The sequence below is a fragment of the Gemella haemolysans genome, from assembly GCF_012273215.1.
GTDB lineage: Bacteria > Bacillota > Bacilli > Staphylococcales > Gemellaceae > Gemella > Gemella haemolysans_A.
The window spans coordinates 1,592,048-1,608,428 of the sequence record NZ_CP050965.1 but is presented as its reverse complement, the minus strand read 5'-3'; the positions used below and the strand labels follow the sequence as shown (position 1 = coordinate 1,608,428).

The following is a 16,381-nucleotide window of genomic DNA, read 5'->3' as shown; positions in this document are numbered from 1 at the left end:
GAGAATAATTATGAGTAGACATTATGATGTAATTATTATAGGTTCAGGACCAGCTGGTTTATCTGCTGCTTTGTATGCTTCACGTGCGAAATTAAGTACCTTGGTTCTTGAAAAATCTAAAAATGGGGGACAAGCTGCGATTACGCACTTAATTGAAAACTACCCTGGAGCGGTGGAAGATCCAACAGGACCTCGTGTAACAGCAAGAATGGTTGAACAAGCTAAGAGTTTCGGAGCTGAAATAAAACAAGATGAAGTTCTTAATGTTGAACTTGAGGGAGATGAAAAAGTAGTTACTTGCGTAAGTGGTGATTATACTGCTAAAACAGTAATTATTGCTACAGGAGCGTCTCCAAGAAAATTAGATGCACCAGGAATTAAAGAGTTAGAAAGTAAAGGTATTTCTTACTGTGCAACTTGTGATGGTGACTTTTTTGAAGGGCTTGATGTTTATGTAGTTGGTGGAGCTAATAGTGCTGTGGAAGAAGCTTTATTCTTAACTAAATTTGCTCGTAAAGTAACAATTGTATATCGTAGAGAAAATGTTCGTTGTGAAAAAGTTACTGCAGAAAAAGCTAAAAACAATCCAAAAATTGAAATTTTAGGAAATACTGTAGTTACAGAAGCAATTGGAGATGGTATTTTAGAAGCTATTAGATTGAAAAATTTAATAACTGGTGAAGAATATGTAATTGAAGCTGACGAAGAAGATGGAACAATGGGATTATTCTTCTTTATCGGATACATTCCTCAAACAAAATTATTTGAAGGAAAAGTTGAAATGACAGAAGATGGATACATTAAAGCTGGTGAAGATACTAGAACAAATGTAGATGGTGTATTTGTAGCTGGTGACTGTCGTGTTAAAGATATCCGTCAAGTAGTTACTGCGGTATCAGACGGAGCTGTAGCAGCGATTCGCGCTGAAAAATATATTGCTGAGAAATTTGAATAAAATTTAAAAATAAAATAACAAAAGGAGAAAAAGAAAATGTTAGAACTTAATAAAGAAAACTTTGAACAAGAAGTATTGGAAGCAGAAGGATATGTGTTTGTAGACTTCTGGAGCCAAGGTTGTGAACCGTGTAAAGCTCTTATGCCTGATGTACACAAATTGGCAGAAACATATGGAGATAAAATCAAATTCACATCTCTAGATACAACAAAAGCAAGAAGACTTGCTATTAAACAAAAAGTTTTAGGGTTACCAACATTAGCGATATATAAAGATGGTAGCAAAGTCGAAGAAGTAACTAAAGACGATGCAACTATTCCTAATATTGAAGCTATGATTAAAAAATATTATTAAAATTAACTCAAAGGGAGGTATTAGGTATGCGTCTTGAATTAGGAAAGATTCATATTAAAGATATACAATTTGCTGCAGAATCAAAAATTGAGGCAAATGTATTATATGTAAATAAAGAAGAGCTTGTAAAAGCTGTTTTTGAGGATGATGCAATTGAATCTGTTGATTTAGAAATTGCTCGTCCTGGTGAAAGTGTTCGTATTACTCCGGTTAAGGATGTAATTGAACCTCGTGTAAAAGTTGAAGGACGTGGTGGAATATTCCCTGGTATACTTTCAAAAGTAGATACTGTAGGAGAAGGACGCACTATCGCCCTTAAAGGTATGGCTGTTGTAACTACTGGTAAAATAGTAGGATTCCAAGAAGGTATCATCGATATGACAGGTGTTGGAGCTGAATATACTCCATTTTCAAAAACAAATAACCTAATCGTTATAGCTGAACCAAAAGAAGGAATTAAACAACATGAACATGAAAAAGCAGTTCGTTATATCGGATTTAAAGCTGCAAGATATATTGCAGAATTAGCTCGTACATTAGAACCCGAAGAAGTAGAAGTGTATGAAACAAAACCGCTATTAGAACAAATTGCTGAATATCCAGATCTTCCAAAAGTAGGATATGTATACATGCTTCAAACTCAAGGACTATTACATGATACTTATGTATACGGTGTTGATGCAAAACAAATAGTACCAACTATCCTATATCCAACAGAAGTCATGGATGGTGCTATTGTAAGTGGTAACTGTGTATCGGCATGTGATAAAAACCCAACTTATGTACACTTAAACAATGGAGTTATTGAAGACCTATATAAAAAACATGGTAAAGAAATTAACTTCTTAGGTGTAATAATTACTAATGAAAATGTTTATTTAATGGATAAAGAACGTTCGTCTAACTGGACAGCAAAACTTTGTCGTTACTTAAACTTAGATGCGGTAATCGTATCTCAAGAAGGATTTGGTAATCCAGATACTGACTTAATTATGAACTGTAAAAAAATTGAAGCGGAACAAGTTAAAACTGTTATCGTAACAGATGAATATGCAGGTCGTGATGGAGCTAGCCAAAGTTTAGCTGACGCTGATGTTGCGGCTAATGCTGTAGTTACAGGTGGAAATGCTAACCAAGTAGTAGTATTACCAAAACTAGATAAAATTATAGGACACATTGATGTAGTAAACGTAATTGCTGGTGGTAACCAAGATTCATTAAGAGAAGATGGAACTATCGAAGTAGAAATCCAAGCTATTACAGGTGCTACTAACGAAACTGGATTTGGTTACTTAAGTGCCAAAACTTTCTAATTAAAAAATAAATGTTATAGATTTGAACAAGGAGGAATAAGATAATGGTAAATCTTATTAATAAAAAAGTAGTTATCATTGGTGACCGTGATGGGATTCCAGGATTAGCTATAGAAGAATGTGTAAAACCAATTGAGGGATTAGAAGTAGTATTTTCATCTACTGAGTGTTTTGTCTGAACGGCTGCAGGGGCTATGGACTTAGAAAACCAAAAACGTATTAAAGAAGCTGCCGAAAAATTCGGTAACGAAAACGTTGTGGTTTTACTAGGTGCTGCAGAAGCCGAAGCTGCTGGTCTAGCAGCTGAAACTGTAACAGTGGGAGATCCAACATTCGCAGGACCACTTGCTGGAGTAGAACTTAATCTAGCTGTATATCACATTGTAGAAGAAGAAATTAAATCACAAATAGATGAAGCAATCTATGAAGATCAAGTAGGAATGATGGAAATGGTATTAGACGTAGATGAAATCGCAAGCGAAATGAAAGACGTTCGTGGAGAGTAGTTTATTGTCTGAATAACAATATAGGGGGAAATAAAAATGTCTAAAATAAGAGTAGTACATTATATAAACCAATTCTTCGCCGGAGTAGGTGGAGAAGAAAAAGCCCACATTGCACCAGAATTAAGAACTGAATTACCACCTATTAGTGTTCAGTTACAAGGCAAGTTGGGAGAAGAATTCGAAGTAGTAGCTACAGTAGTTTGTGGAGATAGCTACTTCAATGAAAATTTAGAAAAAGTTCAAGTAGAACTTATTGATATGATTAAAGGATATGATCCTCAACTATTTATCGCAGGGCCAGCTTTTAATGCGGGACGTTATGGAGTTGCAGCAGGAACTATTACTAAAGCTGTTCAAGACGAACTTCATATTCCAGCGGTAACAGCTATGTATGTAGAAAACCCTGGTACAGATATGTTTAGAAAAGAAGTTTATATTCTTGAAACATCTGATAGTGCTGCAGGAATGAGAAAAGCTTTACCAAAATTAGCTAAATTCGCAGCGAAATTAGCTAAAGGAGAAGAAATATTATCTCCAAAAGAAGAAGGATACCACGAAAGAGGAGTTCGTGTAAACTTCTTTAGTGAAAAACGTGGTTCTGAACGTGCTGTTGAAATGCTTGTTAAGAAAATTAAAGGTGAAGAATTTGAAACAGAATATCCAATGCCTAACTTCGATAGAGTAGAACCAAATCCAGCGGTTAAAGATTTAACTAAAGCTAAAATCGCCTTAGTAACTTCTGGAGGAATCGTGCCAAAAGGCAACCCAGATCACATTGAATCATCTTCAGCTTCTAAATATGGGGAATACTCATTAGAAGGATTTAACGATTTAACTGCCGAAACTCATGAAACAGCTCACGGTGGATATGACCCAGTGTATGCTAATGAAGATTCAGATAGAGTATTACCAGTTGATGTAATGAGAGATTTCGTCAAAGAAGGTAAAATTGGAAGTTTACATGAAAAATTCTATACAACTGTAGGTAATGGTACAGCCGTTGCTAGTGCAGTAGGATTTGCAAAAGAATATGCACAAAAATTAGTAGCTGATGGAGTAGATGCTGTAATTTTAACTTCTACTTGAGGTACTTGTACTCGTTGCGGTGCAACGATGGTAAAAGAAATAGAGAGAGCGGGTATACCTGTGGTTCACATGTGTACAGTAGTACCGATTTCTCTAACAGTAGGAGCGAACAGAATCGTACCTACTATAGCAATTCCTCACCCATTAGGAAATCCTAAATTAGATGCGGATGAAGAGAAAAAACTAAGAAGAGGTCTTGTAGAAAAAGCATTACATGCTTTAACTGTTGAAGTAGATAGTCAAACAGTATTCGAATAAAAAATAAAAGAAAGGGGAGCTGAGGGTAGGTATCTTACCCTCAGCACACAATAGCTATGAATTATCCAGTATTTAAGGGAGCAGGATACATTCTTGTTCACACACCAGATATGATAGTAAGAAATGGATCTACTTGCTCAATAGAAAGAGTAACGAATCCAGATTCTGAGTTTTTAAAAGAAGTATCGAATCATATTCGTTCATATGAAGAAGTAGTTAACTACTTACCTAACCAAGTGTATATCGGGAATAAAACTCCTGATGAGTTAAAAGCTTACCCAATGCCTTGGTATGATATTAAAGACGAGCAAGGTCAACGTCACGGAAAATTTGGACAAATTGTTCCTCAAGATGAATTTTTAGCTTTGATGAAAATCTGTGATGCTTTTGATTTAGTAAAACTATCAGAAGAGTTTGTAGCCAGTGTTCGTCCAAAAATAGAGGAAAACTTCAAAGAGCTAGCTCCTTTATTCGATAAATTAGAAGGAACTGATATAAACGATAAAGAAGATGATTTTGAAGCATTGGTTCACGAAGGAAAAGTAGTAGGTTATGTTAAAAAAGCTCACGATGTCGATATGAACTTGAATGCTCATGTTATATTTGAAAATCTAGTAGTTAAGGCTTCTGGAGTTATTTCAGCATTAGAATTACTGCGTAGTTACAAAATAAATCCAGAAGATATTGATTATGTAGTTGAATGTTCTGAAGAAGCATGTGGAGATATTAACCAACGTGGTGGTGGTAACTTTGCGAAGTCTATAGCAGAAGTAGCTGGACTAGTTAATGCTACTGGTTCTGACCTAAGAGGTTTCTGTGCAGCACCAACTCATGCTTTAATAAGTGCATCAGCGTTAGTAAAATCTGGTGTTTACAAAAATGTTTTAGTAGTTGCTGGTGGAGCTAGTGCAAAACTTGGAATGAATGGTAAAGATCACGTTAAAAAAGGTCTACCAGTTCTTGAAGATGTACTAGGTGGATTCGCTGTTCTTATCGGTGAAAATGATGGAGTAAATCCAATAATAAGAACTGATCTAGTAGGAAAACATAATGTAGGAACAGGATCTTCACCACAGGCTGTAATGGGAGCTTTAGTTGCAAATCCATTAGATAAAGCTAATCTAAAAATTACAGATGTTGATGTATTCTCTGTAGAAATGCAGAATCCAGACATTACGAAATCTGCAGGAGCAGGAAATGTTCCTGAAGCTAACTATAAAATGATTGCAGCTTTAGCAGCAATGCGAGGAGATATTGAGAAAAAAGAATTAAAATCATTCATCGAAGCAAAAGGATTACCTGGATGGGCCCCAACTCAAGGACATATCCCTTCAGGTGTACCATATGTAGGATTCTTAATTGATGATCTTACAAAAGGAGATAAAAACCGTGCCATGATAGTAGGTAAAGGAAGTTTATTCTTAGGAAGAATGACTAACTTATTCGATGGAGTATCTATTGTAATCGAAAGAAATAATGGAGCTGTAGAAGGAGAAACTGCAGGAATTTCTAAAGACGAAATAAGAAAAATTATAGCAGAATCAATGAGAAAAATTTCCCAAGAAATGTTAGAAGAATAGGGGTGATACTATGAGTAAAAAAATTATATCAGAAGTATTGCTAGAAGTAGCTAATGCCATAGAAACAGGAAACTTTGGCAAAAAATTAAAAGTTGGTTTAACAACTTTAGGTAGTGAACATGGCTTTGAAAATTTAGTTCAAGGTGCAATATTAGCTAAAAATCCTATATTCGATATAGTTTTAATAGGTGAAGGACATAAGGACTTCGAATCATATGAAGCAAGAGATGAAGAAGAAGCGCATAAAATTATGGAAGACCTATTAGATAAAGGGGAAATAGCATCTTGTGTTACAATGCACTATAACTTCCCTATTGGGGTATCTACAGTAGGTAGGGTTACTACACCTGCTAGAGGGCGTGAAATGCTTCTTGCAACAACTACAGGTACTTCTGCTACTAATAGAGTAGAAGCTATGGTGAGAAATACTCTGTATGGTATTGCAACTGCTAAATCACTAGGAATAGAAAATCCTACAGTAGGAATTGCAAACGTAGAAGGTGTAAGACAAGTTGAAAAAATATTATTAGACCTTAAAGGTAATGGGTACAATTTTGAATTTGCAACATCACAAAGAGCAGATGGTGGGTCAGTAATGAGAGGGAATGATTTGCTAATGGCTACACCAGATGTTATGGTTGTTGATTCATTGACTGGAAACTTGTTTATGAAGGTATTTTCAGCATTTAATACAGGTGGAGATTATGAGGCTAGTGGCTATGGTTATGGTCCAGGTGTTGGTGAAGATTATGACAGAAGAATATTAATCCTATCAAGAGCATCAGGATCACCAGTCGTAGCAAATGCATTGAAATATGCTTATGAGATAGCTAAAGGTAAAGTTAATGAAATAGCTAAACTAGAATACAAAAAAGCAAATAATGCCAAATTAGGGGAACTAATTTCAAAATTAAAAGTTAAAAAAGAAGGGTCAAATACTGAGGAAGTGAAAGTGCCTGAGAAAGAAGTAGTAACTTCACAAATATCAGGAGTAGACATATTGGATCTTGAAGATGCTACTAAATTATTATGGAAACATGGTATCTATGCAGAAAGTGGAATGGGATGTACAGGACCAATAGTTCTAGTAAATTCTTCTAAAAAACCAAATGCAAAAGAAATTCTAAAAGAAGCGGGATATATTTCTTAAAATATAAAAAAGGGTAAAATTATTATTAATTAAACATTAGAAATAAGAAGATAATATAAGTTAAATATTAATTTAAGTGGGAATAACTTTTAAATGATGTTTATAAGAGAGGTTAGGGTTGTTAAATAATTATAATATTAGTAAATATAGTTTTGGATAGTTTATTGATACTAAAATAGAGTATTACTAACTCTCTAGAGAGCTATGTGAAGTAATTTAGTGATGGAACAATTATAAGTTTATGATGTTCTAGTTTCTTTAATATTGGAAAGGTTATTCCTACTTTTTAGTTTATTGAAGTATGAGTTTAAAGAAGAGATGAAAAAGTAATTTGAATGAATAATGGGAGGGGAGATTGATGAGGATTTTTAGAAAAAAAACATTGGAAACAATACTTCATGGAAGTGATAAAAAAACTTTGAAGCCTACTATGAGAACTTTTGACTTAGTGTTATTAGGAGTAGGATCTGTAATTGGTTCAGGAATTCTTGTTCTTACAGGAGAAGCGTCTTCTAAAGCTGGTCCATCTGTAGTGTTTTCGTTTTTAATTGCGGGATTAGCCTGTGGTCTAACTGCCTTATGTTATGCGGAACTATCATCGACAATACCATCAAGCGGTAGCGTTTATACGTATAGCTATATGACCTTAGGTGAAGTAGTAGCACACTTGATGGGGTGGCTTCTTGGAGGAAGTTATATAATCGCAGGGGCAGCAATTGCGAATGGTTGGTCCAGCTATTTTAAAAATTTATTAGAAGGCTTTGGAGTCAAAATACCTAGAGAATTTACTAGTTTGCCTTCTGAGGGTGGCTATGGAAATATCTTGGCTATAGTCGTTGTTTTACTGATTATGTTAGTGCTATTTAGAGGGACGAGTAGCAGTAAGCTAGTTAATAATTTTATGGTGTCTATTAAAATTATAGTAATTATTCTATTTGTTCTGGTGGGAGTCTTTTATGTGAAGCCTAATAACTGGACTGATAGCTTCGCTCCGCAAGGTTTATCAGGTGTTATGATAGGAGCCACAACAGTGTTCTTCGCTTATCTTGGATTCGATACTATTTCAACTTCAGCAGAAGAAGCTATAAATCCACAAAAATCATTACCGAGATCTATTATAATAACGTTGCTAATCTGCACAGCTTTTTATATTGTTGTTTGTCTAATTTTAACAGGTATGGTTCCATATTCACAATTAGGAAAAGGAGATGCACTTGCGTATGTATTGGAAGTAGTTGGGCAAGGTAAAATTGCAGGAATAGTTTCCTTAGGAGCTGTATTAGGACTTTTGGCAGGACCATTAGCTACTATGTATGCTTCAATTAGAATATTATATACTATGAGTAGAGATGGATTATTACCGAAAAAACTAAGTGAATTGAATAAGAATAATGTACCAGGTTCAACGACAATAGGTGCAGGTATTTTAATGGCTGTGTTGACAGGATTTTTACCGCTAGGTCAACTAGCTGACCTTGCTAATGTAGCATGGATTATAGCATTTGCGTTGGTTAGTTATTCAACTATCATAATAAGGAAACAATATCCTAATGCCAAACGTGGTTTTACTATGCCAGGGATGCCGTATTTACCAATTATCTCAATACTACTATTTGTAATATTATTATATGGTATACAGTTATCTACATGGTTAATATTCGGTAGCTGGATTTTAATTGGTTTAGTGATTTACTTTAGTTATTCTATGAAACATAGTTTAGAAAAATAGGTTATATGAACAAAATAAACCTCTAATATAGGATTTTTACCTAATATTAGAGGTTTATTCTTATAGAAATTGTGAATCATCTTCTATAATTTCTTTAACCTTTTGCATTTGATTGTCTAGTTTAGCACTTATTTCAGCACAAAGTAGTAGGCGTCGTTCAATTTCTTTCTCTTTTTCCTCACTAAGATTTTTCTTGTATCGAAGTTTGTGTTCTAAACTTGCCCAGAAATCCATAGCTATAGTTCTAAATTGAACTTCGACAGCAACATGTTCGACTTTATCTGATAAAAAGATAGGTACTTTTACAATAAGGTGGTAGCTTCTATATCCATTTTCTTTATAATTTTTAATATAGTCTTTTTCAGCTATTACAGTTAAATCGTCCTGTTGTTTCAAGGCATCTACAAGTTTATATACATCGTTTTTAAATGAACATATAACACGGACACCAGCAACATCATAAATATTGTCTTTTATTGTGTCTATGTCAAAGGGCAAATTTAACCTTTTTAGTTTATTCATTAAACTGATTGGTGTTTTTAATCTAGTAGAGACTGATTCGATAGGATTACTTTCTCCATGTAGAGAGAATTCTTTATCAAATACATTAAGTTTTGTTTCAATCTCAAGCATAGCACATTCATAGTGCATAAATAATTCAACATAAGGCTCTAGTTCGTTTATTAATAATGAGTTGTCATTTTCCATAGAAAATAATTGATCTGTTAGTTTCTCTATTTGTGTTTTTTTCATATGTCTTTTCTCACTTTATTCTTTAATACAATTTTATCATAAATTACATTATTAAAACATAGTTTAAGTAATAAAATAATAATTTTTTTGGTTATAGGTGAACTTTTTAAGTGTCATTTTTAATTATTATTATGTTGGGGATAAAGAATCTGTATTATAAATAAAAATAAAAAGAAAATAATACAGAAGCTTATGTAAACCATGATAATTGCTGATACTATAGGATTTTCAAGATATCTTTTTAAAAACAGTAAGGCTATAAAAATTCACAATTGACCTCAAAGGCTACGCTATAGGATTTCTAGATTTCCGGGAAATATTTATCGTAGACAGAGGAAATATTTTGAGATAAGATAGTATTATAACGTTTTTATTAAATTAAGATTATATAGGAATGAGGGATAACATGCGTAATAATAATTTATATTCATACACACAAGCGAAGGTGGATAGTTTAATGAATAATCTATTAGTTATAAAAAGAGATGGTAGAATAGTTAAATTTGATGCTGAAAAAATTTATAAAGCGATAGAAAAAGCGATTCATTCTGTATTTGGAAAAAATCATAGCGTTAATATTGATGGAATTGTTGATAATGTCATTATTGAAATAGGGAACAGATTTAAAGATAATATTAAAATTTATGAACTTCAAAATATTGTTGAACATACGCTACTTACTTTGGGAGAAGAAGCAATTTATGAAGAGTATGTTAGCTATAGAAGTATGAGGGATATTGAACGTGAACGTAGTCTTGATATTAATGTAGCTATTGAAAAACTAGTTAATCGTGATGAAAATGTAGTTAATGAGAATGCCAATAAAGACAGTTTAGTATTTAATACTCATAGAGACCTAACAAGTGGTATTGTGGCTAAAGCTATAGGTCTTAAAATGTTACCGAAACATGTAGCTAACGCTCATCAAAAAGGAGATATTCACTATCATGATTTAGATTATTCTCCGTATCAACCTTTAACAAACTGCTGTTTAATTGATTTCAAAGAAATGTTAACAAAAGGATTCAAAATAGGAAATGCAGACGTAGATAGTCCGAAGAGTATTCAAACAGCAACAGCTCAAATGGCTCAAATAATAGCTAATGTTGCATCAAGTCAATATGGTGGATGTAGTGCTGATAGAATAGATGAGGTGCTTGCTCCTTTTGCTAAGTTAAATTATGAGAAGAATTTAAAAATGGCACAAGAGTGGATAGATGATGAGGAAAAACAAAAAGCTTTTGCAGATAAAAAAACAAAAAAAGATATTTTTGATGCGATGCAGTCTTTAGAATATGAAATAAACACTTTATATTCATCTCAAGGGCAAACACCATTCACTTCTTTAGGTTTTGGTCTAGGTGAGGGGTATTTTGAAAAAGAAATACAAAAAGCAATTTTACAAGTTAGAATTGATGGTTTAGGAAAAGAAAAAAGAACTGCAATTTTTCCTAAGTTGATTTTTGTTATTAAAGATGGATTAAATTTAAAACCAACGGATCCGAACTACGATGTAAAAGAACTAGCATTATCATGTGCAACTCAAAGAATGTATCCAGATGTTTTGATGTATGATACAATTACGAAGATAACAGGAAGCTGTAAAACTCCTATGGGATGTAGATCATTTTTACCTGCGTGGAGAAATGAACAAGGCGAGCTTGTGGAAAGTGGTCGTATGAATCTTGGTGTAGTAACTTTAAATCTTCCTAGAATAGCACTAGAATCTAAGGGTAGTAAAGATGAATTTTGGGAAATCTTTAAAGAAAGATTAGCTATTTGTAAAGATGCACTAGATTATAGAGCGAAACGTTGTGGTGAAGCAAAACCTCAAAATGCACCAATTCTTTATATGCACGGAGCATTTGGAAAACGTCTAAAACCTGAGGATAGGGTGAAACAACTTTTTGATAATAAACGTTCTACATTATCACTAGGTTATATTGGATTATATGAGGTTGCGAGTGTATTTTATGGTGGTGACTGGGAGAAAAATCCTGAAGCGAAGGAATTTACATTAGACATTATGCGTTATATGAAAGAATGCGTTGATAAGTGGACTGAAGAAGGTGATTATTGGTATAGTATTTATTCAACACCTAGTGAGTCTCTAACCGATAGATTCTGTCGTATGGATACTGAAAAGTTCGGTATTGTAGAGAATATAACAGATAAAGAATATTATACTAATTCATATCACTACGATGTTAGAAAGAATCCAACGCCTTTTGAGAAACTAGATTTTGAAAAAGATTATCCTTATTACGCTAGCGGTGGATTTATCCATTACTGTGAATATCCAGTGCTTAAACAAAATCCTAAGGCACTAGAAGCGGTTTGGGATTTTGCATATGACAAAGTGGGATATCTTGGAACAAATACACCTATTGATCGTTGTTATAAATGCGGGTATGAGGGAGAATTTGAACCAACTAAAAAAGGATTCAAATGCCCTGAATGTGGTAATAGAGATCCGAAAAGCTGTGATGTTGTTAAAAGAACATGTGGTTATTTAGGTAATCCGCAAGCTAGACCTATGATTAAAGGCCGTCATAAAGAAATCGTAGCAAGGGTTAAACACTTAAAATAAAAATAATTAGCAATAAGAAGCAATATTCTAATAATTGATTATTGCTTCTATTATTTTTCAAAACAAACAGAACAAAAAATAATCTATAAAAATAAAAACCTTTAAATTCTTTACATTATTTGATTTTTTTGATAAAATCAATACTGATAAGAAATTAGGAGGAATTCAAACATGGGTAAAATTTTTAAGGGTGCTTTATTAGGAGCAGTGAGTGCATTAGGAGCTTATTATTATAAAAATCCGAAAGAGTTAGAAAAACACAAAGAATTACTAAAAGAAAATACTAAAAATGGTATTGAGAAATTAACTGCTATTATTAACGAAAAAACTCAAGAATTAGAAGCTCAAGCACAAGAAGAAAAAGATGTTGCTAAAGAAAAATTAGAAGAACTAACAGCAACTGAAGAAGATGAAAAAGTGGAAGAAAACTTTGTTCAACTAGGTGCTAAAGCAGAAGAAGTAAAAGAAGATGTAGTAGCAGAAACTACTGAGAAAGTAGAAGAAGTAAAAGAAGTAGCAGAGCCTGTAGTGGAAAAAGCACAAGAAGTAGCAGAACTAGTAGTGGAAAAAGCACAAGAAGTAGCAGAACCAGTAGTAGAAGCAACACAAGAAGTAACAGAACCTGTTGTAGAAAAAACACAAGATGCGGTTGAAGAAGTGAAAGAATATTTTTCACACGTTACTGAGCCTACTTTTACGAAAGTAGAAGGGTTCGCAGAAGAAGCTAAAGAAACAGCAGAAACTCACTATGAAGAAAAAGTAGAACCTACATTTGAACAAATTCACGAAACAGTAGCTCCTGTAATTGAAAAAGCAGAAGAGTTAAAAGAAGAGGCAGAAGAATTTGTTGAAGAAAAACCAAAAACTACTTTAGACTCAATCGTTTCTTTATTTGCATCAAAAGAAGGAAGAAAATAATATAAAAATACGAGAACTGAGAATTTATCTCAGTCTCGTATTTTTTATGTAAAGAATAAAAAAAACTAGATAAATTCACCAGTGCTCACCGCTAAAAAAGTTAGACACTTTGATCTAATTTTTTGGTTACACACAAATCACCTAGTTTTTCTTGTTATTATAGTCTGTCAGCTATAGCTTTTCTAATTTCTTCGAATTCTGCTGGTTCAACTTTTTGTGGTGGCCATTTAACTTCTAAGTTATCGAAGTTTGTATCTTTGTCTTTGTATCTTGGTACAATGTGGAAGTGTAGGTGGAATACACTTTGTCCTGCATATTCTTCATTGTTTTGGAAGATATTAACACCATCGCACCCATATGCATCTTTCACAGCATTAGCGATTTTTGGAAGAACTCGTCCGATATTAGCGGCTGTTTCTGGATCGCAGTCGAAGATATTTCTACTATGTTTTTTAGGTATTACTAATGTATGTCCTTTTGTTATAGGAAATACATCTAAAAAGCTGTATACATGTTCATCTTCATATACTTTGTAACTTGGGATTTCTCCATCGATAATTTTTTCGAAAATAGTTTTCTCCATAATTTTACTCCTTCTATTTTAAGTTTTCTAATGTTTCTATTAAAAGATTTTTCAGGTTTATACTAATTTTTTGTGCAGTTTTTAATACATGCTCATGGTCGTGTTTTTTCTCTTGTATACCTGTTGCCATATTAGTAGCACAAGCTAAAACAGCAACTGGAAGTGATGCGTGGTTTGCAGCGATTACTTCTGGAACTGTAGACATACCTACAAGATCGCATCCCATTGTTTTGAATGCACGAATTTCAGCACGTGTTTCAAAGTAAGGACCTTGGAAGAAGCCATAAACACCTGTGTGTAAAGTAATATCTAGTTTTTTAGCAGAATTGTGTAAGTTTTCTACTAGATATGGGTTGAATGGTGTAGTCATATCAACGAATCTTTCACCTAGACGGGGATCGTTTTCTCCCATTAGAGGGTTTTTACTCACTAGTGAAATAAAGTCGTCAAGACATACAATATCACCTTCACTGAAGTTAGTATTAATAGCACCACATGCGTTAGTGATGAATAATCCTTTTACTCCTAAAAATTTAACAACATATGTCATAAAAGCAACATCTTTCATGCTATATCCTTCATAGAAGTGAAGGCGACCGTTTAATACTAGAACGTTTTTACCAGAGATTTTACCAAAAGTTAGTTTGTTAGCATGACCTTTAACTCGATTAGCGTGTTTATTTCCTGGGAAAAGTGGAATAGCCTCATAACCAAGTTCTTGTTGATCTTCAAGTTCAAGTGTAATACCACTTCCTAAAACTACTGCATAGTCAATAGGTTCCCCAAAATATTTCTTTATGTAGTTTGCAGTTTCTACAATATTTTCATAATATGTCATAATACAAATCCTCCTGAAAATGCTTTATCAAAAATATTATAGCATAAAACATTCAGAAAATATATAATTTCTAACCTATTTATTATTAACGTTTACAATTTTAGAGATTAATTTCAAAACAAAGTAATAGTTGATAGGATGAATTATATAGATTATATATAATAAAATTAGTATTCTAGTCTAATTGAAAAATAGAAAGTACTAAATCATTAGGAATCATAGTATTTTTTTTAGAAGTATATTTTATGTTATTTATATTTTTTAAAATCTTAAAAAATATCTTGCAAACGATTCAAAAAAGTAGTATTATGGTCTTAGTACATAAATTTTTAAGGAGGATATTATGAAAAAATTACGTACTATATTTGCAATTTTAGTTGCATTATCATTAATAGTTGTTGGTTGTTCTTCAAAAAATGCTAAGAACGACACTAAATCTGGCGATAAGAGTGGATATAAAATTGGTGTCGTAACTGGTGAAGGTGGAGCAAAAGATAAGAGTTTTAACCAAGCTAACGTAGAGGCAATTCAAGCATGGACGAAAGCTAATGGTGCAAAAGAGCCAGTTGTTTTAGAAACAAAAACTCAATCAGATTTAACTTCTAATTTACAAAATGCGGCGAAAGTGTCTGATATTATTTCTTTAGCTGGTTATGAATTTGAAAAAGAAATTCCAAAAGTAGCGGAACAATATAAAGATAAAAAATTCATGTATGTTGATACTTTTGTTGATGCGCCTAATATTGCTTCATTAATCTTTAAAGAACAAGAAGCTGGTTATTTAGCTGGATATATTGCAGCTTTACAATCTAAAACAGGAAAAGTTGGATATATTGGAGGAACTAAAATTCCACCAGTAGAAAGATTTGGTATTGGATTTGTACAAGGTGCTAAAGCAGCTAAAAGTGATATTAAAGTAATGTACAATTACAGTGGAACTTTTTCAGATACAAATAAAGGGAAAACATTAGCGGCTACTATGTATGACTCAGGAGCAGATGTAATTTTTGTTGCTGCAGGTAATACTGGTAATGGTGTAATATCAGAAGCTAAAGAACGTGGTATTATCGATATGTCTAAGAGCGGAGAGATTAAACACTGGGTTGTTGGTGTAGATAAAGATCAATATGAAGAAGGTATTTTTAAAGGGAAAGATAAAGACGGAAAAGAATACCAAAAATCTGCAGTCCTAACATCAGCTGTAAAAAATATTGAAGTAGCAGTCACTAAAATATTAAATGAAATCAAAGAAGGTAAATTTACAAAAGGTGAACATATCTTTGGTATTAAAGAAAATGGTGTAGGAATTCCAAAAGAAAATCCTAACTTAAGTGATGAAGTTAAAACAAAAGTTGCTAGTGCTATTGAAGAACTAAAATCAGGTAAAGTCGAAGTAGTAGCTACTGGAGATGAATTAAAAGCAAAAGGTTCAGTTACTAATATAGAAGGTGAACTATAATTAAAGAATATAGGAGCTGTTTGAAGCGAAATTTCTAAGAGATTTTGATTTCGGACACTCCTATTTTTTCTAAATAAGATATAGGAAATATCTAATATGTGATAATTTATTAAAGTAAAGCATGTAAAATTATCGCATCTAGAGGAAATAGGATAATAGCTGAATATAATCTATTTTTGCTAATGTTGATTTTAAATATTTATCAAAATCTGTAGTTTTATATAAATTGTTTTATCTTAAGAATAAGTATTAGTATACATTATTATCTAATGATTAGAGTGTGATATTTTAAAGTTCGTAAAATAAAAA

Annotated in this window: 14 protein-coding genes; 11 read left to right on the top strand and 3 right to left on the bottom strand. The window is 32.8% G+C overall.

The features are described from left to right. The first annotated feature begins 10 nt into the window (after positions 1–10). The 8 genes from trxB (at position 11) to FOC48_RS07690 (ending at position 8,931) form a co-directional block, all read left to right on the top strand. Entirely contained in the window at positions 11–955 is a 945-nt protein-coding gene (gene trxB, locus FOC48_RS07725) for a thioredoxin-disulfide reductase (RefSeq protein ID WP_003147792.1), read from the top strand. A gap of 36 nt (positions 956–991) precedes the next feature. Next, entirely contained in the window at positions 992–1,309 is a 318-nt protein-coding gene (gene trxA, locus FOC48_RS07720; protein WP_003147793.1) for a thioredoxin TrxA, read from the top strand. Between the two features lie 26 nt (positions 1,310–1,335). Beyond that, positions 1,336–2,622, top strand: coding sequence for a glycine/sarcosine/betaine reductase component B subunit (locus FOC48_RS07715; RefSeq protein WP_003147794.1), 1,287 nt, complete (start codon positions 1,336–1,338; stop codon positions 2,620–2,622). A gap of 44 nt (positions 2,623–2,666) precedes the next feature. Beyond that, complete coding sequence (gene grdA, locus FOC48_RS07710) at positions 2,667–3,128, top strand: glycine/sarcosine/betaine reductase complex selenoprotein A (RefSeq protein WP_081459799.1); 462 nt, start codon at positions 2,667–2,669, stop codon at positions 3,126–3,128. Positions 3,129–3,164: 36 nt separating this feature from the next. After that, positions 3,165–4,472 carry a glycine reductase complex selenoprotein B gene (grdB, locus tag FOC48_RS07705; RefSeq protein WP_081459800.1) on the top strand — a complete coding sequence of 436 codons (1,308 nt, stop codon included), beginning with the start codon at positions 3,165–3,167 and terminating at the stop codon, positions 4,470–4,472. Between the two features lie 56 nt (positions 4,473–4,528). After that, the gene (grdC, locus tag FOC48_RS07700) at positions 4,529–6,052 is read left to right on the top strand and encodes a glycine/sarcosine/betaine reductase complex component C subunit beta (protein ID WP_003147799.1); all 1,524 of its coding nucleotides are present in this window, start codon (positions 4,529–4,531) and stop codon (positions 6,050–6,052) included. Between the two features lie 10 nt (positions 6,053–6,062). Further along, positions 6,063–7,202 carry a glycine/sarcosine/betaine reductase complex component C subunit alpha gene (grdD, locus tag FOC48_RS07695; protein WP_003147800.1) on the top strand — a complete coding sequence of 380 codons (1,140 nt, stop codon included), beginning with the start codon at positions 6,063–6,065 and terminating at the stop codon, positions 7,200–7,202. A 358-nt stretch (positions 7,203–7,560) separates the two neighbouring features. After that, positions 7,561–8,931 (top strand): APC family permease, encoded by a 1,371-nt coding sequence (locus FOC48_RS07690; RefSeq protein ID WP_003147802.1) that lies wholly within the window; start codon positions 7,561–7,563, stop codon positions 8,929–8,931. A gap of 60 nt (positions 8,932–8,991) precedes the next feature. Here the strand turns inward: FOC48_RS07690 and FOC48_RS07685 are convergent, their stop codons facing one another. Then, positions 8,992–9,684, bottom strand: a complete 693-nt coding sequence (locus FOC48_RS07685) for a GTP pyrophosphokinase (RefSeq protein WP_003147803.1) — start codon at positions 9,682–9,684, stop codon at positions 8,992–8,994. 406 nt (positions 9,685–10,090) lie between these two features. Here FOC48_RS07685 and nrdD point away from each other — a divergent pair, with 406 nt between their 5' ends. Both nrdD and FOC48_RS07675 read left to right on the top strand, forming a co-directional pair. Beyond that, positions 10,091–12,274, top strand: a complete 2,184-nt coding sequence (gene nrdD / locus FOC48_RS07680; RefSeq protein WP_003147804.1) for an anaerobic ribonucleoside-triphosphate reductase — start codon at positions 10,091–10,093, stop codon at positions 12,272–12,274. A gap of 171 nt (positions 12,275–12,445) precedes the next feature. Next, a complete protein-coding gene (locus FOC48_RS07675) occupies positions 12,446–13,192 on the top strand; it encodes a hypothetical protein (protein ID WP_003147806.1) in 747 nt (248 codons plus the stop codon). Positions 13,193–13,349: 157 nt separating this feature from the next. Here FOC48_RS07675 and FOC48_RS07670 read toward each other — a convergent pair whose 3' ends face one another. After that, on the bottom strand, positions 13,350–13,775 hold the full coding sequence (locus FOC48_RS07670) for an HIT family protein (RefSeq protein ID WP_003147807.1): 426 nt from the start codon (positions 13,773–13,775) through the stop codon (positions 13,350–13,352). Between the two features lie 13 nt (positions 13,776–13,788). Continuing rightward, entirely contained in the window at positions 13,789–14,613 is an 825-nt protein-coding gene (locus FOC48_RS07665) for a purine-nucleoside phosphorylase (RefSeq protein ID WP_003147808.1), read from the bottom strand. Positions 14,614–14,956: 343 nt separating this feature from the next. On the opposite strand from FOC48_RS07665, the gene FOC48_RS07660 reads away from it, so the two are divergent. Further along, entirely contained in the window at positions 14,957–16,072 is a 1,116-nt protein-coding gene (locus FOC48_RS07660; protein ID WP_003147809.1) for a BMP family lipoprotein, read from the top strand. Positions 16,073–16,381 lie beyond the last annotated feature (309 nt).

What these genes read in the sequence shown, in the direction of transcription:
- FOC48_RS07660 (WP_003147809.1), top strand. Translation starts at nt 14,957, where the DNA reads ATGAAAAAATTACGTACTATATTTGCAATTTTAGTTGCATTATCATTA.
- FOC48_RS07685 (WP_003147803.1), bottom strand. Translation starts at nt 9,684, where the DNA reads ATGAAAAAAACACAAATAGAGAAACTAACAGATCAATTATTTTCTATG.
- FOC48_RS07690 (WP_003147802.1), top strand. Translation starts at nt 7,561, where the DNA reads ATGAGGATTTTTAGAAAAAAAACATTGGAAACAATACTTCATGGAAGT.
- FOC48_RS07670 (WP_003147807.1), bottom strand. Translation starts at nt 13,775, where the DNA reads ATGGAGAAAACTATTTTCGAAAAAATTATCGATGGAGAAATCCCAAGT.
- trxB (WP_003147792.1), top strand. Translation starts at nt 11, where the DNA reads ATGAGTAGACATTATGATGTAATTATTATAGGTTCAGGACCAGCTGGT.
- nrdD (WP_003147804.1), top strand. Translation starts at nt 10,091, where the DNA reads ATGCGTAATAATAATTTATATTCATACACACAAGCGAAGGTGGATAGT.
- grdC (WP_003147799.1), top strand. Translation starts at nt 4,529, where the DNA reads ATGAATTATCCAGTATTTAAGGGAGCAGGATACATTCTTGTTCACACA.
- FOC48_RS07665 (WP_003147808.1), bottom strand. Translation starts at nt 14,613, where the DNA reads ATGACATATTATGAAAATATTGTAGAAACTGCAAACTACATAAAGAAA.
- FOC48_RS07675 (WP_003147806.1), top strand. Translation starts at nt 12,446, where the DNA reads ATGGGTAAAATTTTTAAGGGTGCTTTATTAGGAGCAGTGAGTGCATTA.
- trxA (WP_003147793.1), top strand. Translation starts at nt 992, where the DNA reads ATGTTAGAACTTAATAAAGAAAACTTTGAACAAGAAGTATTGGAAGCA.
- grdD (WP_003147800.1), top strand. Translation starts at nt 6,063, where the DNA reads ATGAGTAAAAAAATTATATCAGAAGTATTGCTAGAAGTAGCTAATGCC.
- FOC48_RS07715 (WP_003147794.1), top strand. Translation starts at nt 1,336, where the DNA reads ATGCGTCTTGAATTAGGAAAGATTCATATTAAAGATATACAATTTGCT.